The organism is Streptomyces sp. NPDC057253 (assembly GCF_042669125.1).
In the GTDB taxonomy this organism is placed as follows: Bacteria; Actinomycetota; Actinomycetes; order Streptomycetales; family Streptomycetaceae; genus Streptomyces.
In genome coordinates, this window is sequence record NZ_JBHUXV010000010.1 from 85,232 (window position 1) to 108,042 (window position 22,811).

General features: G+C 64.2%; 32 protein-coding genes, 1 tRNA gene, 17 other RNA genes and 1 other annotated feature. Of the genes, 44 read left to right on the plus strand and 6 right to left on the minus strand.

Features of this window, described 5'->3' with window-relative positions:
• Positions 1 to 56: 56 nt before the first annotated feature.
• The 5 genes from ACFULQ_RS07980 to ACFULQ_RS08000 form a co-directional block, all read right to left on the minus strand.
• Positions 57 to 329: a hypothetical protein gene (locus ACFULQ_RS07980; RefSeq protein WP_383539731.1), complete on the minus strand. Its 273-nt coding sequence runs from the start codon at positions 327 to 329 to the stop codon at positions 57 to 59.
• 126 nt (positions 330 to 455) lie between these two features.
• Positions 456 to 1,106 (minus strand): hypothetical protein, encoded by a 651-nt coding sequence (locus tag ACFULQ_RS07985; RefSeq protein ID WP_383539733.1) that lies wholly within the window; start codon positions 1,104 to 1,106, stop codon positions 456 to 458.
• Between the two features lie 167 nt (positions 1,107 to 1,273).
• Positions 1,274 to 1,525, minus strand: a complete 252-nt coding sequence (locus ACFULQ_RS07990) for a hypothetical protein (protein WP_383539736.1) — start codon at positions 1,523 to 1,525, stop codon at positions 1,274 to 1,276.
• A 940-nt stretch (positions 1,526 to 2,465) separates the two neighbouring features.
• On the minus strand, positions 2,466 to 2,894 hold the full coding sequence (locus ACFULQ_RS07995; protein ID WP_383539739.1) for a hypothetical protein: 429 nt from the start codon (positions 2,892 to 2,894) through the stop codon (positions 2,466 to 2,468).
• Positions 2,895 to 2,989: 95 nt separating this feature from the next.
• Positions 2,990 to 3,331, minus strand: coding sequence for a hypothetical protein (locus ACFULQ_RS08000; RefSeq protein ID WP_383539742.1), 342 nt, complete (start codon positions 3,329 to 3,331; stop codon positions 2,990 to 2,992).
• A 1,859-nt stretch (positions 3,332 to 5,190) separates the two neighbouring features.
• Positions 5,191 to 5,409: a sequence feature (16S ribosomal RNA rRNA prediction is too short), on the plus strand.
• A 220-nt stretch (positions 5,410 to 5,629) separates the two neighbouring features.
• On the opposite strand from ACFULQ_RS08000, the gene ACFULQ_RS08005 reads away from it, so the two are divergent.
• The 44 genes from ACFULQ_RS08005 to ACFULQ_RS08220 all read left to right on the plus strand — a co-directional run bounded on the left by ACFULQ_RS08005 (position 5,630) and on the right by ACFULQ_RS08220 (position 21,286).
• Positions 5,630 to 5,944, plus strand: a complete 315-nt coding sequence (locus tag ACFULQ_RS08005; RefSeq protein WP_383539745.1) for a hypothetical protein — start codon at positions 5,630 to 5,632, stop codon at positions 5,942 to 5,944.
• Positions 5,945 to 6,374: 430 nt separating this feature from the next.
• Positions 6,375 to 6,441: hammerhead ribozyme type II (locus ACFULQ_RS08010), an RNA gene on the plus strand.
• Positions 6,442 to 6,466: 25 nt separating this feature from the next.
• Positions 6,467 to 6,991: a hypothetical protein gene (locus ACFULQ_RS08015; RefSeq protein WP_383539748.1), complete on the plus strand. Its 525-nt coding sequence runs from the start codon at positions 6,467 to 6,469 to the stop codon at positions 6,989 to 6,991.
• 14 nt (positions 6,992 to 7,005) lie between these two features.
• Positions 7,006 to 7,068: hammerhead ribozyme type II (locus ACFULQ_RS08020), an RNA gene on the plus strand.
• A 28-nt stretch (positions 7,069 to 7,096) separates the two neighbouring features.
• The gene (locus tag ACFULQ_RS08025) at positions 7,097 to 7,807 is read left to right on the plus strand and encodes a hypothetical protein (RefSeq protein ID WP_383539750.1); all 711 of its coding nucleotides are present in this window, start codon (positions 7,097 to 7,099) and stop codon (positions 7,805 to 7,807) included.
• 9 nt (positions 7,808 to 7,816) lie between these two features.
• An RNA gene (locus ACFULQ_RS08030) (hammerhead ribozyme type II) lies at positions 7,817 to 7,883 on the plus strand.
• Positions 7,884 to 7,912: 29 nt separating this feature from the next.
• On the plus strand, positions 7,913 to 8,473 hold the full coding sequence (locus ACFULQ_RS08035; RefSeq protein ID WP_383539751.1) for an antirestriction protein ArdA: 561 nt from the start codon (positions 7,913 to 7,915) through the stop codon (positions 8,471 to 8,473).
• Positions 8,474 to 8,481: 8 nt separating this feature from the next.
• An RNA gene (locus ACFULQ_RS08040) (hammerhead ribozyme type II) lies at positions 8,482 to 8,546 on the plus strand.
• A 25-nt stretch (positions 8,547 to 8,571) separates the two neighbouring features.
• Complete coding sequence (locus ACFULQ_RS08045) at positions 8,572 to 8,865, plus strand: hypothetical protein (protein ID WP_383539754.1); 294 nt, start codon at positions 8,572 to 8,574, stop codon at positions 8,863 to 8,865.
• 7 nt (positions 8,866 to 8,872) lie between these two features.
• An RNA gene (locus tag ACFULQ_RS08050) (hammerhead ribozyme type II) lies at positions 8,873 to 8,937 on the plus strand.
• Between the two features lie 21 nt (positions 8,938 to 8,958).
• Positions 8,959 to 9,300, plus strand: a complete 342-nt coding sequence (locus ACFULQ_RS08055; protein WP_383539756.1) for a hypothetical protein — start codon at positions 8,959 to 8,961, stop codon at positions 9,298 to 9,300.
• A 61-nt stretch (positions 9,301 to 9,361) separates the two neighbouring features.
• An RNA gene (locus ACFULQ_RS08060) (hammerhead ribozyme type II) lies at positions 9,362 to 9,424 on the plus strand.
• Positions 9,425 to 9,452: 28 nt separating this feature from the next.
• A complete protein-coding gene (locus tag ACFULQ_RS08065) occupies positions 9,453 to 10,049 on the plus strand; it encodes a hypothetical protein (RefSeq protein WP_383539759.1) in 597 nt (198 codons plus the stop codon).
• A 63-nt stretch (positions 10,050 to 10,112) separates the two neighbouring features.
• Positions 10,113 to 10,175: hammerhead ribozyme type II (locus tag ACFULQ_RS08070), an RNA gene on the plus strand.
• A gap of 29 nt (positions 10,176 to 10,204) precedes the next feature.
• Positions 10,205 to 10,516, plus strand: a complete 312-nt coding sequence (locus ACFULQ_RS08075) for a hypothetical protein (protein ID WP_383539762.1) — start codon at positions 10,205 to 10,207, stop codon at positions 10,514 to 10,516.
• Between the two features lie 11 nt (positions 10,517 to 10,527).
• An RNA gene (locus tag ACFULQ_RS08080) (hammerhead ribozyme type II) lies at positions 10,528 to 10,590 on the plus strand.
• Between the two features lie 25 nt (positions 10,591 to 10,615).
• Complete coding sequence (locus ACFULQ_RS08085) at positions 10,616 to 11,245, plus strand: hypothetical protein (protein WP_383539765.1); 630 nt, start codon at positions 10,616 to 10,618, stop codon at positions 11,243 to 11,245.
• A 13-nt stretch (positions 11,246 to 11,258) separates the two neighbouring features.
• Positions 11,259 to 11,321, plus strand: an RNA gene (locus ACFULQ_RS08090) — hammerhead ribozyme type II.
• A gap of 26 nt (positions 11,322 to 11,347) precedes the next feature.
• A complete protein-coding gene (locus tag ACFULQ_RS08095) occupies positions 11,348 to 12,004 on the plus strand; it encodes a hypothetical protein (protein ID WP_383539768.1) in 657 nt (218 codons plus the stop codon).
• A gap of 5 nt (positions 12,005 to 12,009) precedes the next feature.
• Positions 12,010 to 12,072: hammerhead ribozyme type II (locus tag ACFULQ_RS08100), an RNA gene on the plus strand.
• 26 nt (positions 12,073 to 12,098) lie between these two features.
• On the plus strand, positions 12,099 to 12,485 hold the full coding sequence (locus ACFULQ_RS08105) for a hypothetical protein (protein WP_383539770.1): 387 nt from the start codon (positions 12,099 to 12,101) through the stop codon (positions 12,483 to 12,485).
• A 7-nt stretch (positions 12,486 to 12,492) separates the two neighbouring features.
• An RNA gene (locus tag ACFULQ_RS08110) (hammerhead ribozyme type II) lies at positions 12,493 to 12,558 on the plus strand.
• 25 nt (positions 12,559 to 12,583) lie between these two features.
• Entirely contained in the window at positions 12,584 to 13,279 is a 696-nt protein-coding gene (locus ACFULQ_RS08115) for a hypothetical protein (RefSeq protein WP_383539772.1), read from the plus strand.
• An 8-nt stretch (positions 13,280 to 13,287) separates the two neighbouring features.
• Positions 13,288 to 13,352, plus strand: an RNA gene (locus ACFULQ_RS08120) — hammerhead ribozyme type II.
• A 28-nt stretch (positions 13,353 to 13,380) separates the two neighbouring features.
• Positions 13,381 to 13,944 (plus strand): hypothetical protein, encoded by a 564-nt coding sequence (locus tag ACFULQ_RS08125; RefSeq protein ID WP_383539775.1) that lies wholly within the window; start codon positions 13,381 to 13,383, stop codon positions 13,942 to 13,944.
• Between the two features lie 13 nt (positions 13,945 to 13,957).
• Positions 13,958 to 14,023, plus strand: an RNA gene (locus ACFULQ_RS08130) — hammerhead ribozyme type II.
• Positions 14,024 to 14,049: 26 nt separating this feature from the next.
• Positions 14,050 to 14,955, plus strand: coding sequence for a hypothetical protein (locus ACFULQ_RS08135; protein ID WP_383539778.1), 906 nt, complete (start codon positions 14,050 to 14,052; stop codon positions 14,953 to 14,955).
• An 8-nt stretch (positions 14,956 to 14,963) separates the two neighbouring features.
• An RNA gene (locus ACFULQ_RS08140) (hammerhead ribozyme type II) lies at positions 14,964 to 15,029 on the plus strand.
• 27 nt (positions 15,030 to 15,056) lie between these two features.
• Positions 15,057 to 15,527: a hypothetical protein gene (locus ACFULQ_RS08145; RefSeq protein WP_383539780.1), complete on the plus strand. Its 471-nt coding sequence runs from the start codon at positions 15,057 to 15,059 to the stop codon at positions 15,525 to 15,527.
• A gap of 9 nt (positions 15,528 to 15,536) precedes the next feature.
• An RNA gene (locus tag ACFULQ_RS08150) (hammerhead ribozyme type II) lies at positions 15,537 to 15,599 on the plus strand.
• Between the two features lie 28 nt (positions 15,600 to 15,627).
• Positions 15,628 to 15,894, plus strand: coding sequence for a hypothetical protein (locus ACFULQ_RS08155; RefSeq protein ID WP_383539782.1), 267 nt, complete (start codon positions 15,628 to 15,630; stop codon positions 15,892 to 15,894).
• A gap of 34 nt (positions 15,895 to 15,928) precedes the next feature.
• Positions 15,929 to 16,135, plus strand: coding sequence for a hypothetical protein (locus ACFULQ_RS08160; protein WP_383539785.1), 207 nt, complete (start codon positions 15,929 to 15,931; stop codon positions 16,133 to 16,135).
• A gap of 20 nt (positions 16,136 to 16,155) precedes the next feature.
• Positions 16,156 to 16,218, plus strand: an RNA gene (locus ACFULQ_RS08165) — hammerhead ribozyme type II.
• 20 nt (positions 16,219 to 16,238) lie between these two features.
• Positions 16,239 to 16,583, plus strand: coding sequence for a hypothetical protein (locus ACFULQ_RS08170; protein WP_383539788.1), 345 nt, complete (start codon positions 16,239 to 16,241; stop codon positions 16,581 to 16,583).
• A 135-nt stretch (positions 16,584 to 16,718) separates the two neighbouring features.
• Positions 16,719 to 16,781: hammerhead ribozyme type II (locus ACFULQ_RS08175), an RNA gene on the plus strand.
• Between the two features lie 27 nt (positions 16,782 to 16,808).
• Positions 16,809 to 17,099 carry a hypothetical protein gene (locus tag ACFULQ_RS08180; protein ID WP_383539791.1) on the plus strand — a complete coding sequence of 97 codons (291 nt, stop codon included), beginning with the start codon at positions 16,809 to 16,811 and terminating at the stop codon, positions 17,097 to 17,099.
• Between the two features lie 34 nt (positions 17,100 to 17,133).
• The gene (locus ACFULQ_RS08185) at positions 17,134 to 17,610 is read left to right on the plus strand and encodes a hypothetical protein (RefSeq protein ID WP_383539794.1); all 477 of its coding nucleotides are present in this window, start codon (positions 17,134 to 17,136) and stop codon (positions 17,608 to 17,610) included.
• A tRNA-Ser gene (locus tag ACFULQ_RS08190) sits at positions 17,586 to 17,646 on the plus strand. The genes ACFULQ_RS08185 and ACFULQ_RS08190 overlap by 25 nt, the downstream gene beginning before the upstream one ends.
• 106 nt (positions 17,647 to 17,752) lie before the next feature.
• Positions 17,753 to 18,196: a hypothetical protein gene (locus ACFULQ_RS08195; RefSeq protein WP_383539797.1), complete on the plus strand. Its 444-nt coding sequence runs from the start codon at positions 17,753 to 17,755 to the stop codon at positions 18,194 to 18,196.
• Positions 18,197 to 18,448: 252 nt separating this feature from the next.
• Positions 18,449 to 18,784, plus strand: coding sequence for an Lsr2 family protein (locus ACFULQ_RS08200; RefSeq protein WP_383539799.1), 336 nt, complete (start codon positions 18,449 to 18,451; stop codon positions 18,782 to 18,784).
• 79 nt (positions 18,785 to 18,863) lie between these two features.
• Entirely contained in the window at positions 18,864 to 19,964 is a 1,101-nt protein-coding gene (locus ACFULQ_RS08205; RefSeq protein ID WP_383539802.1) for a hypothetical protein, read from the plus strand.
• A gap of 59 nt (positions 19,965 to 20,023) precedes the next feature.
• Positions 20,024 to 20,362: a hypothetical protein gene (locus ACFULQ_RS08210; RefSeq protein WP_383539805.1), complete on the plus strand. Its 339-nt coding sequence runs from the start codon at positions 20,024 to 20,026 to the stop codon at positions 20,360 to 20,362.
• The gene (locus ACFULQ_RS08215; protein ID WP_383539808.1) at positions 20,359 to 20,835 is read left to right on the plus strand and encodes a hypothetical protein; all 477 of its coding nucleotides are present in this window, start codon (positions 20,359 to 20,361) and stop codon (positions 20,833 to 20,835) included. Before ACFULQ_RS08210 ends, ACFULQ_RS08215 begins: the two co-directional genes overlap by 4 nt.
• Positions 20,836 to 20,851: 16 nt before the next feature.
• Positions 20,852 to 21,286, plus strand: a complete 435-nt coding sequence (locus ACFULQ_RS08220; RefSeq protein ID WP_383539811.1) for a recombinase family protein — start codon at positions 20,852 to 20,854, stop codon at positions 21,284 to 21,286.
• 31 nt (positions 21,287 to 21,317) lie between these two features.
• Here ACFULQ_RS08220 and ACFULQ_RS08225 read toward each other — a convergent pair whose 3' ends face one another.
• Positions 21,318 to 22,721, minus strand: coding sequence for an alpha/beta fold hydrolase (locus tag ACFULQ_RS08225; RefSeq protein WP_383539814.1), 1,404 nt, complete (start codon positions 22,719 to 22,721; stop codon positions 21,318 to 21,320).
• Between the last annotated feature and the right edge of the window lie 90 nt (positions 22,722 to 22,811).

Below are 22,811 nucleotides of genomic sequence, written 5' to 3' on the forward strand. Positions count from 1 at the left end.
TCTCCGAGCCTACTAGAAGAACAACTTGAGGTACAAGTTGTTGCTCAACTTGTTGTTCACATGACCCAGACCTCGGTGTCGCTGACGATCCTCAGCCGGCTGGCATCCCCGCCAGCCTGCGCCAGAGCCACCTTCAGGACCTCCGGCCACACCTTCACCGTGGTCCGGGTGCGACCGTTACGGGAGTTCCGGCGCAGTGATGCCGAACGATTCCGCGCCGAGCGCTCCCTGCGCGCCGCGCTCTCTGTGTGCTCCAGCCGATGCCAGGAGTCCGCGCCATGGTGAATCACCCTGTCGAACGCGGAGGTACGGTCCTCGAAGTCGCCCATCCGAACATCTCCTGTCAGCGATACAGCAAAGGGGCCCGGCCTCGGTCTCCCGAGCGCCCCGGCCCCTGTTGAGTTAGGTCCTCCCCCGATTCGGACAGCCGCCCGAGCGGCGGCACGGTAATAAGGTCACTGCCTTACCGCCGATCCTTTGTTCTCGTCCAGCCCAAGGTCCGCACGCCGCAGTCGGGCGTACAGCTCCATGAGAGGCTGCGCCGGCATACCCGTATCCGGCATCATCACGATCAAACGCATGTCCTGCGGAGACAGCCGCGGATCCTTGTTCTCGAACGCGGTATTAAGGTACTCACGCACCTTGGAGGGAGTGACTTCCTCCCAGTCGTCACCTTCGAGCGCGGACTCGCGCCGACGAACCTCCTTGAACAGGTCCTCGACGGCGAAGCTCAGCTTCCCCTTGTCCTGGAGCGTCTCGATCAGCTCGCGCTCCTGCGGGCTCTTCAGCAGCTCGTCCCGCTTCTGCAAGGTGGCACGCAGATAGTCGCGGATCTCGGACGTGGTGAACAGGTTCCCCTGGTGGTCCTCGAACAGCTTGTAGAGCGCGACCTTCGCGGCCTCGGCACGGGAGAACCACGGAGCGTTCAGCTCGTACCACTCAGCCTTGTGCTCCGGGCACAGCAGCAGGTTCATCGCCCGCGAGCCGTTGATCATCACGTACGTCGGCGCACCGGGGATCGGCTTGCCGCAGATGATCTCGCGACCGGTGTCGTCATGGCCTTCGAGCCGGTTGCAATGCCTGCCCGCTCCTGGCGTCTCCGCCATGGCGTACTCCTTCCGTGCCGCGTGATGAAAAGCGGCGCATTTATCAAGCTGACCCGCTCCAGGCGGACCCCACTACATGCAGCGACGTCCGCAACTATAGACCACGAGTTGGTCAACTTGTGCGCCTACTTGTTCCACAAGATGGAGCTAGTTGGGTCACAAACCACTCAGACGTTCGATTTATCCGTTCGAACGCTCAGCACCGTCTCACCCGTCATGAGGTTGATCGACCACCGCAGTCGACCATCCTCTATAGCCTCCTCCAGAGCCTCATCCGCAGCCAGGCCGTACAGGTCCGGAATCGATCCCTCGTGGGGAACATCCTCGCCATTGCGCACGTACGGCCCTCGCCGGCTGAAGTCGGCTGCCCTCAAGACCGGGATCGCTCCCGTATCCCCCACCCCAGCGACCAAAGTCATGGCGCACTCTCCCCAGACGCGAACGCCATCTCTCAGACGTTCGAACGATGTGCCATCCGGCCGCAGGCGGCCTCCCGGACCGGATGGCTCCACATCTATCACCGGCACAAGTTGTTGACCATCTTGTGCCTCTTCTTGTGGATCACCCGTGTAAACGATCAGCGTCCGTTACATGACAAGGTGCAACCATCGGTAACAGCCTCTGACGTGGGAATTTGCCACTGACCGTATCGATCGAGCCACCACACAGTGATCAAGGTGACGGTTGAGACCTCAATAGGTTGCTGTGGCGAGGGTCACACTTCAAGGAGCCGGTTAACGATCCGTTAACCGGCTAAGCGCCCCGCATACCCGCGAGTATGTGCCGCTCCACCTGCGACTTCACACGACCCACACAGTGGTCTAGACCCTCACGCCTTAACGAACCTTTACGCCGCCTTCACGCGCTGCCTGAACTCGTCAATCACCCCAGCGCACGAGACCTCGCAAACGTCACCCCTCAGCTTTCGGCCACGCATCGCCGACCTCGCCACACGGTCCACGAGAGCCAGAGATGCTGTGCTGTTGCGCTGCAACCGCTCGTACTGGACGCGCTCCACCGCTGGGCCGAGAGCCTCCAGCAGCCGGCGCAGATCCACCGGCACACGATCCGGATAGCCGTCCGGCGCCCACGCTCGTATCGTCCCCAACCCACGGTCGACGCCATCTAGGTCTCCGTATATAAGGGGCACTCGCGCGCCGGCAGACAACGCACGCATCGCCGTCGCGAGCACGTTGGCCACCTCGTAGTACGGGCTGCCGGCCACATCCCGTTCAAATCGAACGACGACCACGTGCCCGACCGGCCGGCCGGCAGCGTCACAGCGCACCGAGGCACCTGCGGCTGCACCGCCCTCCGGACCGACCGACGCATCGCACGCCCAGGTCGACGACCAGGTCCTCACGCAGCCTCGCCCGCGGCAGCCCGGATCGGTATCCACTGGTGCCGGCCGAAGCCCAAATCCCTCTTCTGGTACTTCAGCAGCTCCGCCGCCACCTCGACCGCAGAATGCCGCTCCTCGCGACTGGCTTCGTCCCACCGCCGCACGACCGTCCCGAGCCACACAGCCACCGACCACCCGACCGCCGGCGAGCCAACCAGCGCCAGGTGCTCCAGGACGAACTCGTAGCGCGGCGCGAACACCTCGATCACGCAGCTCGGCTTCTCGACATCGTCGACCACCACCGGGGTACCGCTCCCCAGCGTCTGCGACTGGACGTACCGCCGTCGGCTCTGCTCCTGGACCGCTGCGCTCGATGTCTTCAGCAGCTTCTCCGCGGCCAGTTCGACCAGCGCTCGGTCCTGCTCTCTCTGCAACTCATCGCTCATGCGGCGGAAAGTACGTCGCGGACCGCCGGCTGCGCCTCAACCCGACTTACTCGCCCAGGCCAACCGTGACCGAACCGTCATCAGCCCCCAGAAGCTCACCATTCGACTTCCGCTTCGGTGGAGTAGATCTCTGGCATCGCATGTCCCACGCCCTTTCGCCACTGGTGCCGCTGAGCGTTGTACTCCGCGTCGGACTTGAAGGGATCGCCACCGCGAGACCGAGCGCCGCACTCACAGCGCCAGTGCCAAAACGTTCGAGTACGGGGACCGGCTTCCTCGCTGTTCGACCGCGCCACAGCAACCTGGATCACACGCCCAACGAGCAGCAGTCCACCCACGGCCACCGCCGTCACACCTTTTCGGATCTTCATGCGCCGCACCGTAGCGCCTGCCAACTTGCCCAGGTCACAACCCTTTTCGCCTGTGATGAACGCCACATGACGCTCCGTGCTGCCCAGTTCGATTGCGCCGCCGGCCGATCCGCTGCGAAGCTGCTCAGCGTGACCAGCTCGGGCACTTTCGTGGCTCTCCGTCTACGAAATCGCGAAACCCACCCCAGTCACGCACGGCTACTGTCCAGATTGCTCGACCTGTTGGCTACATGAACCATCAGGGGGCACTCGCCGGCTTTGCCCATTTAAGGGTGGGGGTGTCCGTTTCGCCCCTTTGTGCGCGCATGCATATTATGTCGATCAACGCATACTATTCCATGCATGTGCACGTGCCCGTTTCGCACCCTACGTCGCTTAGGCCGGTATACGCACCAAAAGGGGTACTCCCAAATTCCCATTTGGGTACGCCCCCAACAGGGGAAACGTCGCCGGGCCAACTGAGAAAGTGTCACCAGGTCGCACGTCAACCCTTTCGCGACACCTTCTTCTGTATAAAGTCGACAGTTACAGCCCGTGAACGGATACTGTCAACACAGGGTTGCGGGGTCGTGGGGCCACCCCCTGACAAACGGACCATCAGATACGCAGAGAGTTACTCAACGTGTATATGCGCAGGTCACAGGTATGGGCCGGTCATGGGGGCGCACTATACCAATAGACCGTCAGATACTTAGGCTTACCTATGTCAGCAGTTACAGAGAGCCGGCATAGCGGAAAGTAGCGAAGGTAGCTTTCATGGCTACCGAGCGTGCGCACGGCGCAGCATGGCACAACGTGGCTACCTACTCACTGTGTGTATGGGGAGAGCATGCCGACCACTTCCCGCACCCCCCGAAAATCCCTAGGCGCCGCTGTGAGCCGCTGTGAGGCAAGCGAGGCAGCGTGAGCCGTAGCGAGGCAGCGTGAGCCGCTACAGGCGCCGCTGTGAGCCGTAGGCATATCGAGCAACCGTGAGCCGCTGTGAGCGCTACAGGCGCCGCTAGGCAGCGTGCCGGACGTGAGCCGCTAGGCGCCGCTGTGAGCCGCTGTGAGGCGTACCGAGCATGCGAGGCACCGTGAGCCGTAGCGAGGCAGCGTGAGCCGTGCCTACGCCCTACGTGGTGCATGCCGTAGGGAGCATGCCGAACACCCCTCACCCCCCGATTTTCAGGGCGCCTAGCAGCTGCTGCGGAGCATGCGGCGGCATGCCGAGCGTTGCCGACGAGCAGCGCGAGAAACGGACATTAGTGCAGAGATGCATACATAAGGTAACGCCAGGATCGCCGGCGACTCTTCGCAAGACAACACGGACATAGCCGGTCGTTGCCGGTCAAGCCGGTCAACGCTCGAAGGGCATTCGAGGGAATGTGAGCCACGTCACATTAGCCATAAAAGTGCAGGTCAGATGGGGTGCCAAGTACCTGGCGAGGCTTGCATGCCAACCAAATGGCGCAAGGGGGTAGTGCCAGACGTCTGGCACCCCCTAATGTTCTCTGTGTCGGAACAAGCGGCCACCGGAAACGGGGGGCGCGAGGGAAGACAGCAAAACCGCCCGGACGAAAGCCCTACGGGGTCAGTAGAAAGGCAGCGGCCGTTGTTTGAGAACTCAACAGTGGATATAGACGCACGGGAACGGTAACGACGTTTCTGCAAGGGGAGTGAGGACTCCCCACTATCGGCCGACGAGTCGATAGGGCGCGCAAGCCACAGGGGTGATGTATGCCTACTGTCGCCGAACCCTTAGAGGGGTGGACCATATTGCGCGTGGCTGGACGTCCGGTTGCTTTGTCAGAACTGGGGACAGACAGTCAGTGGATACGTGGTGGCTAGAGCAGTAAGAGGTACCGCCACCGTTACCCGTAGCGTCACTCTCTCTCATATCGTGCCCGAATTTTGGGCGCGATCGGGGGCACCGTTCGTGGTGCAATTGGTGAGTAACACGTGCGTAATCTGCACCATGGTTCACGCTACAGAGGTGAATAATGTCCGATATGCCGGCATCGGTTTCGGACCAATTCCATGGGATGAACGTGCGGCCTATCAGCTTGTTGGTGAGGTAACGGCTCACCAAGGCGACGACGGGTATCCGGCCTGAGAAGGCGTCCGGACACAGTGGGACTGAAACATGCCCACACGCTAGAGGGATGAAAGCCTTCGGGCTGTAAACCTCACGGAGAAGTCACGTTAGATACGCTCCGGTGCCCCCCTACCCTCTCTGTTTGGTCCGTTTACCGACGGACAATGCAATCTCATGCACTACGGCGCAGCAGGGTGCTAGGTCTCATTAGCCGAATCCCCTGCTGTAGCCGAGAGCCAACGGAGTGGTATCCGTTGGTCACCCATGAGAGGTAGAGAGCAATGGCTATGGCTAACTTTGTGCTGTCCAAGCGTTCCGCGCTTACGTGGGCAGGCAAGAAAGCCGTGGAGAGCGATCCGTCCTGGGAGGACGATCTTTCCTGGGTGCTCGGCAACGAGGACCGTTTCAGGGGAATCGGGCGCGACCGGACGGAAGCGATCATCCATGCGGCCCGTACAGGGAATCTGTCCGTGGAGGTGTCGAAGTATCTGCAATTCGATGGGGTGCTTCGTTGGTCCGACGTGCTGGACGACATCATCCATGGCTGCATGTCCGAATTCATCGAGACGCCTTACGGCGTGCTCTTCATGGATCAGGGCTGACAGTCGACTCGGCGACTCTAAACAGGCGTTAGGCCGAGAGCGTCCGTACGGGTTTCCGTACGGGGTCGCAGCAGTGCTGCGGGACAGGGGTGGTGCCCTGTCTATCTTGAGAGGTAGAGAGCAATGCAAGAGGAATTCACGACCGTCATGGTCACGTCCCCGGCTTTCCTTGCGGGCGAGGACAAGCGATTCGTGCTGGGTGGCTCCATCTATCGGCAGCACTCCGCCACGAATCCCGACGGTGATGTTTTCTGGATTACGCGTACCACGAATGGTGTCACGCGTTCCTCCCAGATCTGGAAGTCGTCTGCGACGCGCCGGAACAAGTGGAACGACATCATGATGGGTAAGGCGGTCTAAACAGGAAGGCTGGGCAGGCCGGCTGGGTATACCCATGCGCCGGCTTGCCTTGCCATGCCCAAATTCGAATTGCCGAAACTCCCCATTATGGGAGTCGTCCCGGAGTGGTGTCCGGGGCCTGATGATGGCAGCCGCCGGAATCGGTTCTGAGAGGAGAGAGTTATGAGCATCAGCCCGATGAACTGGTCCGAGCGCGTTTTGCGACCCCGTTCCGGTGCGTGGAAGCAGTGCCCTAACTGCAAGCGGCGCGTCAACGTACGCGCCCTGCATTCCCGACCGGACGGAAAGCCGTGCAAGTTCGTGGTGGTCTACCGCACGTACTTCACGGAGGACATGATCATCGACGGCGACTACGGTGCGCCGCGTCTTCCGAATGGCACTTTCGGTCCCGGTCCGCTCAAGACCTATGAGGTCGTGGACTGCGTCCCGAACTGGGCCACTCATCCGGAGGACAACCCTGTCAAGCTCGCGATCGACGCCATTCGTGACGCCGACTGCGCGTACGACGAGGGTGCGGACTGGTTCTACAACTGCGAGGGGTCGTACATCCGCGACCACTACTCGGGAGAGCGCATCGACCCGTCCGCCCATCTCTACGGGTTCACGGACGAGGAGGACGCGCACGTCCACCACGTGATCCAGCGTAAGTGGAAGCAGTTCTGGGCGGGCCTGCGTATGGCGGCCTGACCCCCAATCCTTATTGCCGAAACGCCGGGAGGCGTCGTCCACGGGTGGTGCCGTGGGCCTGACGAAGGCAGCCATTTGCTGAGTCGGTTCTGAGAGGAGAGAGCTATGTCTGCGCAGACCCTCGAAATGGTTGCGTCCGACTTTCTGTACGACTCCACCGAGGAGGCCCTGAACGAACTGTTCGCGGCCCCGCCGGCTATGGAGGCGCATGTCGACGCGCTCTTCGACAAGGGCAACGACACCATCGTTCTCGACGGTGTGAAGTTCTACGCCAAGCGCGTGGATTACCACCGGGAGTTGGACGAGAGGTTCGTCCAGTGGATCATGGACAGCCGCCAGAACTTTCCGATCTACGGTGACCCGTCCTCTGCGGACGGAGAATCGTTGGAAGTCTGGGCGAAGTCCATCACGGACGAATACTTCGGATCCCCTTACGTCTCCGGCATCGACACGGACGGCTATGAGTCGTTCATGCCGAACGGCGTCAAGGGCCAGTTCTTCCGGTACGAGGACGAGACGTACGTCGCTCTGTGGCAGCAGTGCACGGGATACCGAGCGCGTACGCGTCCGATGGTGTTCCACGTGTCCTGTCACGACGCTGGCTACTTGCTGGACGACGACAAGGCCACGGCGTACTGCCTCGAATGCGAGGACGTCGTGTTCGACATCGAGTCCGGCGGGCAGCGAGTCAAGCGCATCGACCGGAGCGGCGAGGAGATCGACGACGACACGGAGGTGTCGTTCGACGACCTGGTCTCCAATCCCGTCTGCCCCAACTGCGGTACCGACCTGCGTGTCGAAGCCGCACAGTTCTGAATTCCCTTATGCCGAAACCTCCTTGAAGGGAGGTCGTCCCAAGGTGGTGCTTGGGGCCTGATGATGGCAGCCAATGTCTGATTCAGTGTCGAGAGGAGAGAGCTTATGTCTGACCTGCGGATCTACGTGGCGAGTCTGTCCGACTACAACAACGGCATTCTCCACGGACGCTGGATAGACGCAGATCAGGATGTCGACACCATCCACGAAGAGATCGCCGAAATGCTGAAGGAGTCCCCTGCGGCCCGGAAGTACGGCGACGTGGCGGAGGAGTACGCCATTCACGACTACGACGGGTTCGGGGAGTTCAACCTCGGCGAGTACGAGTCGTTGGCGAAGATCACGACCATCGCGAATGCGTTGGACGAGTACCCCTCCGTAGTGGTGGCGCACTACTTCACAGAGAACTCCCACCTGGAGCCGGACGAGATCCTGCCCAAGATCCAGGACGGATTCATCGCGACCATCAAGGAATGCTGGGGCGATGACACCAAGGCGCTCGCCGAGTACCTCTACGACGAGATCGAGTCCGAACTCCCGGAGAAGTTCAAGAGCCACACGCAGGCCGTGGCCGAGTCCATGGCGCACGACTACCTGATGGGTGGGGACTACTACGTGAAGTACGAGGGCGGGGGAACCTACCACATCCTCGACTGCCACGCCTGATTTCCAATTGCCGAAACCTCCGAAAGGAGGTCGTCCCAGGGTGGTTCCTGGGGCCTGACGATGGCAGCCATTGTCGGTCCTTTGAGAGGAGAGAGCACATGGGCGAATACATCGCGTCCGACGGTATCTACACGGGGTCGAAGTCTGCCGAGAAGGGGAGTCGTCTCTTCCCGGCGGTCCGTGAGTACGGCAAGCGCCACATGGCCACCGACCTCACGCAGTCCGACCTGCGCGACGTGGAGCCGATGGACGGCGCGTACGAGGTGCTGACCGACTTCCTGGTCGACTTCCTGCACCTCTCGCACTCCGCCGGGGTCGACGTCGACCACCTGATCGGCAGCGCCATGGGGCACTTCGAGCCCGAGCGCGACGCCGTGCCCATCAACGCCTGATCCAACATGCCGAAACCTCCGAAAGGAGGTCGTCCCAGGGTGGTTCCTGGGACCTGACGATGGCAGCCATTGTCGGTCTGAGAGGAGAGAGCAATGAGCGATGTCATGGCTCCGGAGATCACTCCGGCCATGGCCGGAACTTGGCTCGATGGGCACATGGGTTGGCACAACGCCTACCGTGTCGTCCTCCGGGCCGAGGAGTACGGGTTCGTCGTACCCGAGGACTATCGGGACGCGATGGACGCGTACAGGGAGTCCGGCTCTTCGTTCTCGTTCGCCGAGAAGGAGGAGCACTGGGACGCGATCAACGGTCAGGGCGAACTGTCCGATCAGGCGACGGAGTACCTCCAGGAGCACGCTCCGGAGGGGTTCTCGTTCGTCTGGGACATGGGCGAACTGATCCTGATGTCCTACGCGGACGCCGAACTGTTCTGATCCGCGGTAGCGGACTCGCCGGCGAGGTGTGCCTATTGCCGGCAGCCCTGCTGTGCCCTTTTGCCGAAACGCCGGGAGGCGTCGTCGTGGGGTGGTGCCCGCGGCCTGACGAAGGCAGCCAATCGCTGAGTCAGCGTTGAGAGGAGAGAGCTATGCAGACTGCTTCGACTGTGGTCAGCTTCGCAATCGTCGAGGACGACGACTTCGACCTGGACAACTTCAGCGACTCCGAATCACTCATCAACGAGTGCCGCGAGAACCTGGAGTCCGGGGAGTGGACCGTCTGCGGCATGGTGGCTGTGGTCCACGGCGAGCTTCGATACGAGGCCGCGCTGTGGGGGATCGTCATCAAGGGCTGGCACTTCGGCAGGTACTCGTCAGTGGAGTCTCTCCGCGACGAGCACCTCCGAGAGGTCGCCGAGGACATCGCCCTGGAGGCGCAGGACCTCATTCCGGTGACGCACGACGACGATTCGCGTGAGTCGCTGGTGGGTCGCGTGGTGGCCGTCCGGCCGTACTACCACGAGCCGTCCGGTCCGGGATCTTTCCGTTCCAAGCGTTCCCCGTTCACCGCCCGTGCGGAGGTGAAGGAGACGTTCGGCGACGAGATGGTCGTCCTGCGGTTCCTGGATGACGCCGGTCCGTGGCGTCGGGAGGGTGCCTACTTCCCGCGCGAACTGCACAACGTGCAGGCGTGCAAGTGCCCTGCATGCACGTCCGGTGGCATCGACACGCACCAGGGAGCCTGATCCACAGAGACACAGAGGACTCGCCGGCTTGCCATGCCCGCCGGCCGGTCCGTCATGCCTTATTGCCGAAACCCCTCCGGGGGTCGTCACGGGGTGGTGCCCGTGGCCTGACGACGGCAGCCAATCGCTAAGTCAGTTCTGAGAGGAGAGAACAGATGGCCAAGTCCAAGGAGGACGAGGACGGTACGGAACGGTTGCAGGGTGCGCTGAAAGCGCTCGGCATCGACAGCAACATCTCCTACACGGGCGGTGGCTGCTGGGTCGTGAACGTCCACCTCAACAACGGATGGCGGATCTGCTCGTCCCGCCCCGACGGTCCCGAGTACGGCTACTACTACGGGATCGAGCACGAGAGCGCAGGCGGCAACCCGCAAGGCGGGTGGGGTCCGGGAATCGGTCCCAAGAAGGCCGCCAAGCGGATCCGTGCCCTCATGCGCGGTCTAGGGCAGATGGAGCAGCCCAACTAGCGCATATCAATCGCCGAAACGCCGGGAGGCGTCGTCACGGGGTGGTGCCCGTGGCCTGACGACGGCAGCCGCTGAGTCAGCTTTGAGAGGAGAGAGCACATGCACGAGTCCATGAAGGACAAGAAGCTCATGATCCCCTTCGTCGGTGTCCTGGAGGTCACCGTCGGGCTGAACGGCTGCGACGAGGACAAGGTCCGCAACGCAGCGATCAGCGGGATGCAGGAGTACTTGTCGAAGGACATGGCGGCCAAGTGGATGTCCGGCCGCCAGAGCGCGAAGACTCCGACGGCGGTGACGGTCCCGACTCTGTTCGAGACCTTCCCCCGCTACATCCCGTCGGCTCCCAGCCGACGAGAGTGGACGAAGCGGCAGTTCGACTTCTCGCACGCCTGGGCCGAGTTCCAGGAGTCCGTCCCGGACTCCGTGGACGGCCAGGTCGAGCACGAGGACGACGTCGCCGCTCTTATCCGGGAGCTGAAGACGCACGACGTCAAGGCCGACCCGTACCACACGGGGGGCAACTGCATGGTTGCCCAGATCGAGATGGAGGCGGGCTACTTCCTGTGGTCTTCCGCTCCGGACGGAACCGACGTCGGATACGTCTGGGAGATCCTGAACAACGATCAGGAGAGCGTCTTCGGCGGCACGTGGCCGAAGACCGATGCGGATCAGGCCGCGCGGAACATCGCCGCGCTGCTCAAGCTCGTCGGGGAGATCAACGTCCCCTGATCCGTTCCAACATCGCCGAAACGCCGGGAGGCGTCGTCGTGGGGTGGTGCCCACGGCCTGATGACGGCAGCCGCTGAAGTCAGCTCTGAGAGGAGAGAGCACATGGAAGCCAATGTGGAGGAGTACCTGGAGGCCGTCCGTAAGACGCCGCTGGGTCTCATCGAGTCCTACCTGACATCCGTCTGCACGGAGTGCGACACGCACATCCCCCCGTGCGATCCGGACGGACATGTGATGGCGGGCTCTGCTGTCGTGGTCGGGTGTGAGGGCTACTGGTTGATCGACCCGAACGTGGTCGGCATCGAGGCCCCGCACTGGCAGGACTGGCGCGAGCCGGTCCCGTACGTCGCCGATCCGCAGTGGTCGTCCTACGTTCAGGAGTTCGCTCGCTGGGCACTGGGCGAGGCGCTGTGGTTCGAGTCCGACCCCAATTTGGACGGGGTGGGCGGCCACGAGTGGGAGTCGGTCGAGCACTTGACCGTCGCCGACATCGCCGACGCCCAAGCGCGCGAGCGCTGGATGCGCATGTGCCACGAGTTCGTGGAGAAACACAAGGAGCACCTCGCGCACATCCCCGCAGATTCGGCGGGCCAGTTGTTCTGGCAGTCCAAGCGGGGGCGCTGGGGATTCCCCAATCGCAGCTTCCGGGTGGACCTGCGACTCCCCAAGCAGGCTCGACGAGCGCTGCACAGGGATGCGGGCCGGTGGCCGGTCGGTCGCCTGTTCATCCGCAACGACCAGATCCACTTCGAGATGTGATCAGCAGCCGAAACGCCGGGAGGCGTCGTCCACGGGTGGTGCCGTGGGCCTGATGAAGGCAGCCGCTGAAGTCAGCTTTGAGAGGAGAGAACACATGGGTCTCAACATGACTCCGCTGACGGATCACGCCGATCCGGAGCCCGCCGTCCACCAAGTCGTGGACGACCGAGCCGGCCGCGGACCCGTCCTGCGCATCACCACGTCCTTCAATCTGGACGGGTTGACGGTTTCGTCCTTCATCTACGAGAAGCACGCCTTCTGTCTCGACAACGGCGACGAGCTTCCCGAGAGCCTGACGGTCGAGGACGTCATGCGGATCATCTCCGAACGGCAGGGTCTGTGCGCGGAGGGGTTCCACGAGTTCGCCAACGAGCCCACTCACGAGTCGCACGAGGCCGCCGAGAAGTTCGCGGAGGAATGGACACGTCGTCTGTTCCCGAACATCACGTGGCGCATCGAGACGCTCGACATGTTCCGGTGATCCAACCAGCCGAAACCTCCTGGAAGGAGGTCGTCGTGGGGTGGTGCCCACGGCCTGATGACGGCAGCCGCTGAAGTCAGCTTTGAGAGGAGAGAGCTATGTCTGACAAGGGTGAACACCTTCTGAACGTCCGTGCCGAGGGCGGTCCGTGGCAGGGTTACGTCGCCAAGACGAACCGTGGCTGGGCAGCGCTCCCGGACGGCAGGGCTCAGGGCGAGAAGTCCGAGTTCCTGGGGTTCCGGACGAACGCGGCGGCGTGGGACGCCGTCCGCAAGATCCGGGCGCGAGATGAGCGTCTGGGTGATCGTCCGGTCTCCAAGGTGTTCGACAGTCGTCCGCTGTACGGCCACCTCGGTTCCGAGGAGCCGGGAGAGCGGAGGGACTGGACGGTCACGATCGCCGGCTCCGAGCGCCACGACGGAGAGGCCCCGTACACGTACGTGGTCTCCGCCGAGTCGCGGGAGCAGGCGTGGGCCGTGGCTCTGTCGACGCACATCCGTCGCGAGGAATCCGTGGACTGCTACATCGTCCCGGAGAAGTCGCGCGAGGGTGCGCCGGCCGAGGACTGCGCCTACCACTGGAACGACCTCCGCCCCCAGCACAGGTTCTGGGACAAGCTCCAGGAACTCGTCGAACTGCTCAAGAAGTACGACGAGGAGGACAAGCCCAACCGTGATCCGGACGGCTACCTCCTGGATGAGAAGCAGGAGGACCACGACCACCTGGTGGGGGACTACGAGATGGACGCGTTCCCTCTGGCCGAGGACTTGGCCGTCCGGGCTGAGTACGTCTGATTCAACAACGCCGAAACCTCTGAACGGAGGTCGTCCACGGGTGGTGCCGTGGGCCTGATGAAGGCAGCCGCTGAAGTCAGTTCACGAGAGGAGAGAGCAACATGGGCGAAGAGCGCCAGTCGTGGACGATCGTCGTGATCAAGCACCACGACCCGGACTTCAAGCCGATCGTGTGGACGGACCGAGGCGACAGCCCGCAGGACGTCTTCGAGTGGTCGTTCCCCCGGTACTACGGGGAGTGCGACGGCGGGCTTCCCGGCGTCGACACCGGCCTGCCGCACGACCTGATGCTCACGGAACTGCACGGCGAGTACAAGATCGCCGCTGCGTTCGAGGGCGAACTCACCCCCGTCTCCCTCCCGGACGACGAGGACGAGGAGCCCAGGGAGTTGTCCGAGCACGACGAGTGCGAGCAGATGACCAAGGAGCTGGTCCGGCTCGGCGTCAAGGCCGAGTTGGAGAGCACCGGGGGCGGTTGCTGGGCCTCGGTCGTCAAGCTCACCGACAAGCACATCCTGTGGGTGACCACGTGGCCCAACTGGGCCTGGTCCATCGACTGCGAGGGCGAGCAGCTCCTCGCCGGCGACTGGGGCGTGGACGACATCCCGCTCGCTGCGAAGCGCGTCAAGAAGCTCATCAAGGGACTGGGTGCCATCGTCCCCTGATCCGTTCCAACATCGCCGAAACCTCCTGGAAGGAGGTCGTCGTGGGGTGGTGCCCACGGCCTGATGACGGCAGCCGCTGAAGTCAGCTTTGAGAGGAGAGAGCAGATGAGCATGCAGTCTGTACGCGTCCGGATCGAGGACTCGCCCCTGTTCGAGGCGATGGCCGATCTGGGCGACACGTGGAACGGCTACCTGCGGCCCCGGTTCACTCTGGACCAGGTCCGCAAGGTCGCCGAGTACACGCAGTCGATGGCCCGCCAGCACGGTACGGGCTGGGAGTGCGTGCACGTCGTCGACATGGACTTCCCGAGGTCCGGCGACGAGAACTTCACCGAAAGGCGCGCCCTCGTTCTGTGGGTGAGCTGGGAGTGGGACTCGTCGGACAGGCCCTCGCAGATGACCACGGTGGTCGACCCCGACCACGACGACCTGTACGACATCGGTGGAGGGGCGTGGACTTGGTGCCACGTGCCCGAGCCCGATCGGATCCCGGTCGAGACGTTGCAGGCTCTGGCCGGCCGGCAGGTGCACTTCGTCGGTGAGTTCGAGGACCCGTGGGACGTCTACACCCGCAAGGTCTTCCTGAACGACTGGCGCGAGCACTACACCCGCTTCGGCCGCAAGGACAAGGCTCCGGTCGAGAACAGCTACTTCGGTATGTCCGAGGCGTTCGACATCGAGTGGCCGGAGGCGGCGGAGATCATCGACGACCTCCCGGTCTGCTTCGTGATGGCCGGGGACATGGAGTTGGGTCTGTGCCCGACGTCCAAGGCCGAGGGCTGGCAGTGGTCCCTGATCGAGGCGTTCACCCGCCTTGGGATGCTCCCGCCCAGCAACGATCTGTACCTGCCCGATCGGATGGACCTCCCGCGCTCCCCCGAACTGGTCCGCTACCTGCTGGAAGCGTTCCGGGCCAGCGTGGCGCACGAGGTCAGGGTCAAGCAGGACCTGGCCGTCAACACGAACGAGTACCTGGACAAGGTCGCCACGAAGGTGCTCGCGAGCAAGTAGTCCAACATCGCCGAAACCTCCTGGAGGGAGGTCGTCGTGGGGTGGTGCCCACGGCCTGACGAAGGCAGCCCGCTGGTGTCAGCGTTGAGAGGAGAGAGCAGATGAGCGACAACCGGAGGACGGTCCGGGTGCACTTCGCCGGCTTCGTCGACTTGTACGTGGACTCCGACACCGATGTGGCCGTCCTGGCGTCCGAGGCAGCTCGTGACGTCGAGTACGAGCTGAAGGAGCGGTGGAGCCCGCAGGAGGACGGGTCCTCCTGCCTGGCCGAACGCATCGACGAGCGTCCGCTGGCGACCGTCCGTCCCGTGATCGGCAGAACCCAGAAGGTCGAGGATCTCCTGTCGGTACTGCTGGCGAAGGTCAAGCAGTGGGAGACCGTAGACGGCGAGTGGGTGGACGTCCGCGACCAGTACCGCGACGAGTACGGCGACGAGACCGACCCCGACGCGCTGGACAAGCTGATCACGACCCAGTTCTTCCAGAAGTTCTGGGACGCGAGCGAAGAGCTGAAGTGCGAGGCGGCATCGCTGCTGTCTGCACTGCCCCCGATCCCCCAGAGCGCGAACTGATCCAACACATGCCGAAACGCCGGGAGGCGTCGTCCACGGGTGGTGCCGTGGGCCTGATGAAGGCAGCCCGCTGAAGTCAGCGCACGAGAGGAGAGAGCACATGAGCAACGACCAGGACCAGGTTCCCGTCGAGAAGGTCACCATCCACTTCGCAGGCAAGATCGTGGTCGACGCCTCCTTGATGGACTGCGAGGGCAGTGCGCGGACGATCGAGGACGTGGTCCGCAACGTGATCGGGGACATGGAGTCCGAGATCAGAGAGCACCTGATGTACAGCGACGAGAGCCGCGAGGAGTACGACCTCGTCCAAGCGATCGACGAGCTGAACATCTGGGACACCACCAGCGCGGCGGTACCCACGGCCTGACGCCGGCAGCCGTCAGCTTTCAAAGGAGAGCGTCATGGCCAAGAAGAGTCAGAACACTCGCCCCGCCCTACACATGGAGTGCTCGAACACCGAGGATCATCCCGCCCACAACTGGGTGCCCGAGGACGCCAAATGGCCCGAGGGCGCTTTCTGGCGGTGCCGTGGGCGTGACAACGCCGAGATGACTCGCCTCGCCCGAGAGACCGAGCGCGCCGTCAAGAAGGCCCGCAAGAGACGCTGAGAAGGTCCGTTTCCTACACATGCCGAAACCCCCTCGGGGGTCGTCGTGGGGTGGTGCCCACGGCCTGACGACGGCAGCCGTCAGCTTTGAGAGGAGAGAGCACATGGGTGTTAGCACTCTGTCCGTGGAGCAGCGCGCGTCCAACGGGTTCGCACTGCTGAACCGCGTCGGTCCGGAGGACTGGCAGGAGCGGGTCGAACCCAGCCTGCTCGACATCGACCACGGGTACTTCTGCGTGCTCGGCCAGGTCTACGCCGAGGACGGGAACGGCCAGGGCTACGAGTACGCCTTGGGGCACCTGGACTTCCTGGCGGACGGCGATGCGCTCGAACGCTTCGGGTTCTACGGCCTCAACGAGGAGGACGGCCACGCGCTGACGAAGGCGTGGTGTGCCCTTCTGGCCGGCGAAGCGAAGCCGGTCGAGGTCACCGCGGTGATGTCCGCGTGAAAGGGATCCGGATCAAGGTCGTGCACCGGTCCTGGCTCCACAAGGACGTGGTCCGTCACAGCCGCGAGCTATACCGCTCGATCAACGGAGGTCCCTGGCACTGCATCGGTGTCGACCTCTGATCCTGTTCCACATTGCCGAAACGCCGGGAGGCGTCGTCGTGGGGTGGTTCCCACGGCCTGACGAAGGCAGCCAAATGCTGAGTCGGTTCTGAGAGGAGAGCACATGCAGGAACTGAACAGGCTCCGTCTCGTCGAGATCGGCGAGGACGGGGTCCGCCCGCTGGCCGACGCCGCGATCCTCCTGGGAGACGACGGCCAGACGGTGTCGCTCGGCGTCACCACCTTGCACCCGAGCGTCGTGGTGTCCGCTGACGTGGACGCCGAGCTGACCGCGGGCATGGAGCGGGAGGTCCGCATCGACAAGCTGGTCGCCGAGTACCGGCCGACGATGCCGGACGATGTTCTGCGATCCTGGGCGGCTGACCTGGTCAGCACGCTCGCAGCGCGGGGGTAGGTTTATGCCAGCCGCCGTTGCTGAGAGGAGTGCCGTGGAAGAGCAGGTCGAGTGGCACCGGACAGAGTTTCAGGGCCGCGAGGATGAGCTTTCCACGGTCACTGAACTGGCCAAGCGCGTGAGCGTCGACCCCAGCACCGTCAGTAGCTGGATCCGCCGGCACGCGAGCTTCCCGGACATCGTCATGACGAAGCGGGGAGCGGTGACCACGAAGTACTACGTCACTGCGGAGTTCGACGAGTACCGGCGGATACAGGAAGAGGTCGCCCGCCAGGCACGGACCAAGAAGTCCGCCGCCCCGCGTTCGCCAGCGACCCGCGCGCAGGAGCGCCTCCAGGCCCTGAACGAGCAGGACGAAAAGTTGGCTGCGGAGGAGAAGGAGCTGTCCGACAAGCTCGCAGCGGTTCTCCGCCGACGTCACCAGCTCGACGAGGAGCGCGGCGCACTACGCCGGCACCTAGAGCAAGAGGTGGCGAAGATGCGAGACGCTCTGGGGACAGAGCAGCCCTGAAGGAAGCGCCGGGTTCGATTCCCGGCCGGGGCGCCATGCGGACACCTCGTCCGCAGCCGTGAGAGGAGAGATCCACATGGCTCGCAGAGGTGTCCATCGCTGACCTTCCCCTTGCGCGCCATGTGGCGCGAAGGAGAAAGCAGTGAGCAAGCAGGACTTCATGACCGCGCTGCGCGAGCAGTGGGAGGCGCAGCCCACCGAGCAGTACGAGTTCCTCGGGCTGACGGGCATGGACTACAACGACTGGCTGGAGCACCGCCACGGCTGGCCGGTCGGCAACGACGGCAACTGCCTGGTCCACTCCGAGCTGGACGAGTTCCCGGCGGAGGACTGCACGGTCTGCACCACCCTGCTCAGGCGCTACGAACAGGAGCACGGCGCGGACGACGACGTCGAGAAGCTCAAGCTGGAGATCAGCCGGCTGGAGCGCCGTCTGGGCGCCTACGAGGGCGCCGTCAAGCGGCTGATCTGGAACGCGGACAACGGCGACCAGGTCAACCGTGACCTGGACGCGGAAGTGGCGCGAGCCAACGAGCAGCACGACACGGCGCTGACCAAGCTCCTCGTGTCGAGGAACACCATCTAGCACTACCGCCCGGCCCCGAGTCTTCATGATCGGGGAGGCAGCAGCGGGGTTCGATCCCCCGTCCGGGCACCAGGGGCCTCCGGTCACCACACCTCTCCTCCCGGAGGCCCCGACCATCTCCTGATCCGTTCAGGTTCTCCCCGCCGTCACCACAGCTCTCTTCTCCGGCGGGGAGGGCCTGAAGGGGCCAGGAGTAAAAGGTCCCATGCAAGGTAGTTTGCCTTGCAACGAAGTGCGAGGAGAGGCGAGCAAGTGGCACAGAAGGTTCAGGTTCTGCTGGTCGACGACCTGGACGGCGGGGAGGCGGACGAGACGGTCGCCTTCGCGCTGGACGGGAAGACGTACGAGATTGACCTCACCACGTCCAACGCGGACAAGCTCCGGGGAATCCTGGAGCCCTACACGGGGGCGGGGCGGAAGATCTCGGGCCGTCGGAAGCCGGCTGCCACGACGACCGTCGAGGTCGGCGCTGACTCGACGACGATCCGGGCCTGGGCCAGGTCAAACGGCTGGCCCGACCTGAAGACCCGCGGTCGCGTGCCGGCCGAGGTCCGCGAAGCCTTCGAGAAGGCGAACAAGGGCAAGTAGCCCAACACAGCAGAGAGAGGGTCCTGCCGGGTGGTTCCGGCGGGGCCCTCTTCTTTGTGCTCTGTGAGAGGAGAGAGCAGTGATTCGACGCACGGACAAGGAGGCTCTGGCCAGCGTCCGTGAGGTGATGGGGGATGTCGCCGCTCATGTACAGCAGGGTCAGCAGCTCTACCCTGTGGTTCGGCCGCTGGCCGAGAGTATGGCGGGCGGCGACTCGAAGATCCCAGCGCACCTTTTGCAACGGCTCGAACCCTACGAGGACGACCCGCGCACGTTCACTCAGGTGCGGGCGTACTCGGCGGACACAGCCATCTACCGACTGTGGGAGCGCAGCAAGGTCGCCTACGCCATGGACGACCGTCTGCTCGGCGAGCTGAGTGAGTCCTCGGCGGACAAGGTGCCGACGGGGGTCCTGCGGGACCTTCGGCACGGGAACCCGTTCGTCCTGCTTCCGTCCCCGGACTTCGATGACGAGGAGACGCGCTACTACCGCACCCATGTCGGGCTGCCGGCCGGCGCGTTTGTCTACGGCAAGCGGGACAGCGGGAAGTACATGTGCTCGACCACGGACCCGCGACTGGATGTCCTCGGCATCATGTTCGCCGGCGAGATCGTCGACAACGGGGCGAGCTGCTTCTCGGTGATCAGGTGCAGCGTCCCGCTTGCCGGTGACGTGACGTCCGTCGATGAGGCCGTGACCACGACGGTCAAGGGCTTCCGGTGGTCGTCTGACATCGGGGAGTCCGACCCCGCTCGGCTGGAGGCGTGGCTTCGGAGGTACGTCACGCAGGTCTTCAACACGGTGCTGTACGTCTGCACCGACCAGCCGGACATCGAGATCTACCGTCCGGCCGCTAACGCGAAGCAGAAGGCGCGCAAACAGCGCCGACCGCGGGCTGGCGACATCGACAGCCTGGTGAAGGTGGGCTGGCGGCTCGGGCCGGAACTGTTCGCCGAGCGTCAGCGCCACGAGCAGGAGAACCGGGCATCAGCCGGAGACGGCTCGACCAGGCGCAGCCCTCGGGCCCACAGGCGGCGGCCGACATGGCAGACGTACCACACCGGCCCCGGTGGATCGGTGCCGAAGTTGCTGTGGCGGAAGCCGCACTGGGTGAACGCTCACCGGTTGGACGAGTCGGGAAGCGAGCCGGCGGACGTGGTGGTTCGCCCGGTCCGCTAGTTGTCCCTGGGGAGCCTGTCAGTGGTGTCTGGCAGGCTCCTTTCCTTGAGAGGAGAGGTATGCACGACCGGAAGCCGGGCCTTCGGCTGACCGAGGACGAAATGGACACGATCCGGATCATGGTGAAGCACGACTGGCGCTTCGAGCCTGACCCCCGGTTCATACGCCAGGTGCTGGAGGACGACTCGCCAACGCAGACCACGATCCGCGGTGGCCGGTACTACGGCTGGCTCAGAAGCGGGGTCCCGGAGATCGTCCTGAGTGAGTTCGCCAGGGCGCTCATCGGCGAGAGTGTCCCGGAGGTACTGCCCACGTACGAGGCGTGGCAGGAGTGGAAGGCGCGGGTCGCCGACGCCCACGCCGAGTGGGTCCGCAAGAAGGACGAGGCTGGCGAATGACAAAGAAGGGCAGGCAGCAGCAGGTTTCGGCGTTCTCCTTCAACGGGATCCCCGCCACGGCCGCTGTGCCGAGTGGTGCACCCGGCGCCGATGGGAGCCTGGAAGTGGCACTCGCGCTTGTGGGCACGGCGGAGGATTCGCGTGAGGAGATCGACGCGTTTCTCAAGCGGCACCACTTCGCGCCCCATGATGAGGTCGCGCGAGCGAAAGACTCGCAAGCTCGGTGGACGATCGAGCGGGACGGCCGGATCACGATCACATTCCTCGCTGACGACGGCACCGCGCACATCGCCCTGGCAGCCTACGAGGGTTTCCGTCAGTGGGCGGCCCTGGCCCTCGCGCACGGTGGGACGCTGGCAGTGTGGTTTCTCCCGGAGATGACGGCGTTCCTGCCGGAGGACATCAGCCAGCGGATCTCTCCTGGTGGCGGCGAATGGTGGCGGCTGAGTGTTGGATACGTTCCGGCGAGATGAAAAGGGGAGGATTCGAATGATCGAGAAGCCGCGATTGGCGGTCTACACACGAGTGGCCAAGGCCGGCAATCCGGTGGCCCAGGATTTGCAGCACTTCGAGTGCTGGGACTGGGCGGAGAAGCAGGGCATGGAGATCACCGAGGTTTACCACTCGACCGGTGAGAACGACCGGCTCCTCGACCTGATGAACGACATCGCCGCCGGCAAGTTCGACGCCGTGGTGGCCAGCCAGCACAACCGCTACAGCAGGCAGGCGGCAAGGGTGGCGGCGCTGGCGGATGTGGCGCGGAAGGCGGGCGCCGCGGTGCACGTGGTGGAGTGGGACGACCTCGACCTCACGTCGCCGGCTGGCACGGTGAGGCTGGACCTGATGGCTGGGTTCGAGGACCTGGCGAAGGAGCAGGCTCGCGCCGAGGAGCAGGTCCGGAAGTCCTGGGAGGAGCGGCCGTAAGGCCCCTGGAAAGTACTGAAGCCCCCGGCTCCTATGTGGAGCGCGGGGGCTTCTTCGTTTCTGTGCCCGCGTTTTGCCTGGTCAGGCAGCTATCAGGCGATCTTCCAGGTTGATGACGTAGGTGAACGATCCGCCAGGCGTTGGCCCAGGTCATGAAGGGGTAGTTCTTGTTGAGCTCGGTGTTGTCGCGGTCCCACTTCTTCCAGCTGGTGGGCCACTTGGCGTCGGTGCACTCGACGGCCGTGTAGACGGCGTTGCCGTTCTCCGAGGAGATGTTGCCCGCGGTGTCGGTGAGGTCCGGGGCGGCCGCGTCGACCAGCGCCTGGGTGTCACCGGCGAAGTACTTGCTGAACACCGTGGCGACCGGCACCCACGAGGAGTCGTAGTACGGGGCGCTCTGGAAGAAGCCGATCAGTTCGGCCGGGCCGACGAGCCCGCCGATGGGGTTCTTCTTGGCGGTGGCGCGCAGTTCGAGCCACTTCGCCTGGACGGCGGCCCGGGTGGTGCCGAGGTGGAAGGCGGCGTCGTTGGCGGCGACCCAGTCCTCCCAGTCCTTCCAGCGGCCCTCGAAGGCGATGTCCTGGTCGAGGTTGGCCTCGTACCAGATCTTCTGCCGGGACGGGTTGACGACGCTGTCGACGACCATGCGGCGCACGTGGTCCGGGTACATCGTGCCGTAGACGGCGCCGATGTAGGTGCCGTAGGAGACGCCCAGGTAGTTGAGCTTCTTCTCGCCGAGCGCGGCGCGGATGACGTCCAGGTCACGAACCGTGTTGGGCGTGGTCATCTGCTGGAGCATCGCCTTGCCGGTGCGCTCGGCGCAGCCCTCGGCGTACTCGCGGGCCAGCTTGCGCTGGGCCAGCTTGTCGGCCTCGGAGTCCGGGACCGGGTCGGCCTTGGGCGCCTTCACGAACTCCTGCGGGTCGACGCAGGAGATGGGCGCGGAGTGGCCGACACCGCGCGGGTCGAAGCCCACGAAGTCGTACGCCTTGGCCGCGTTGGCCCAGATCGGGTTCTTGTTGACCACGCGGAGCGGGAAGCGCATGCCCGAGCCGCCGGGGCCGCCCGGGTTGTAGACGAGGGCGCCCTGGCGCTCCGCCGGGGTGCCGGTGTTGCCGATGCGGTCGACGGCGATCTTGATCTGCTTGCCGTTCGGCTTGGCGTAGTCCAGCGGCACGCTGACCCAGCCGCACTGGACCGGCTTCGCGATCCCCCAGTCGGCCGGGCAGTCCGCCCAGTCGATACCGGCCTTCGCGGCCCGGGCCGCGGCGATCGTGGCGCCGACGGTCTCACGGTCCTTGCCGGGCCGGCCGCTGTCGTGCGTGTTGGCGCCGGACGCGGGTGCCGCGACGGCACCGGATATGAGTGTGGCCGTGATGAGCATCCCGGCCGAACCGAGCGCGGTCGTCCGCCACTTCGGTCTCGTCTCCCTCAAGAGGGATCCCTCCCCGTACGTCGTTTCGAATCGTACGGGGATCCTCCTGGCTATGGAGACCCTGTGAACAGGGGGGTGCGGGTCTTCTTT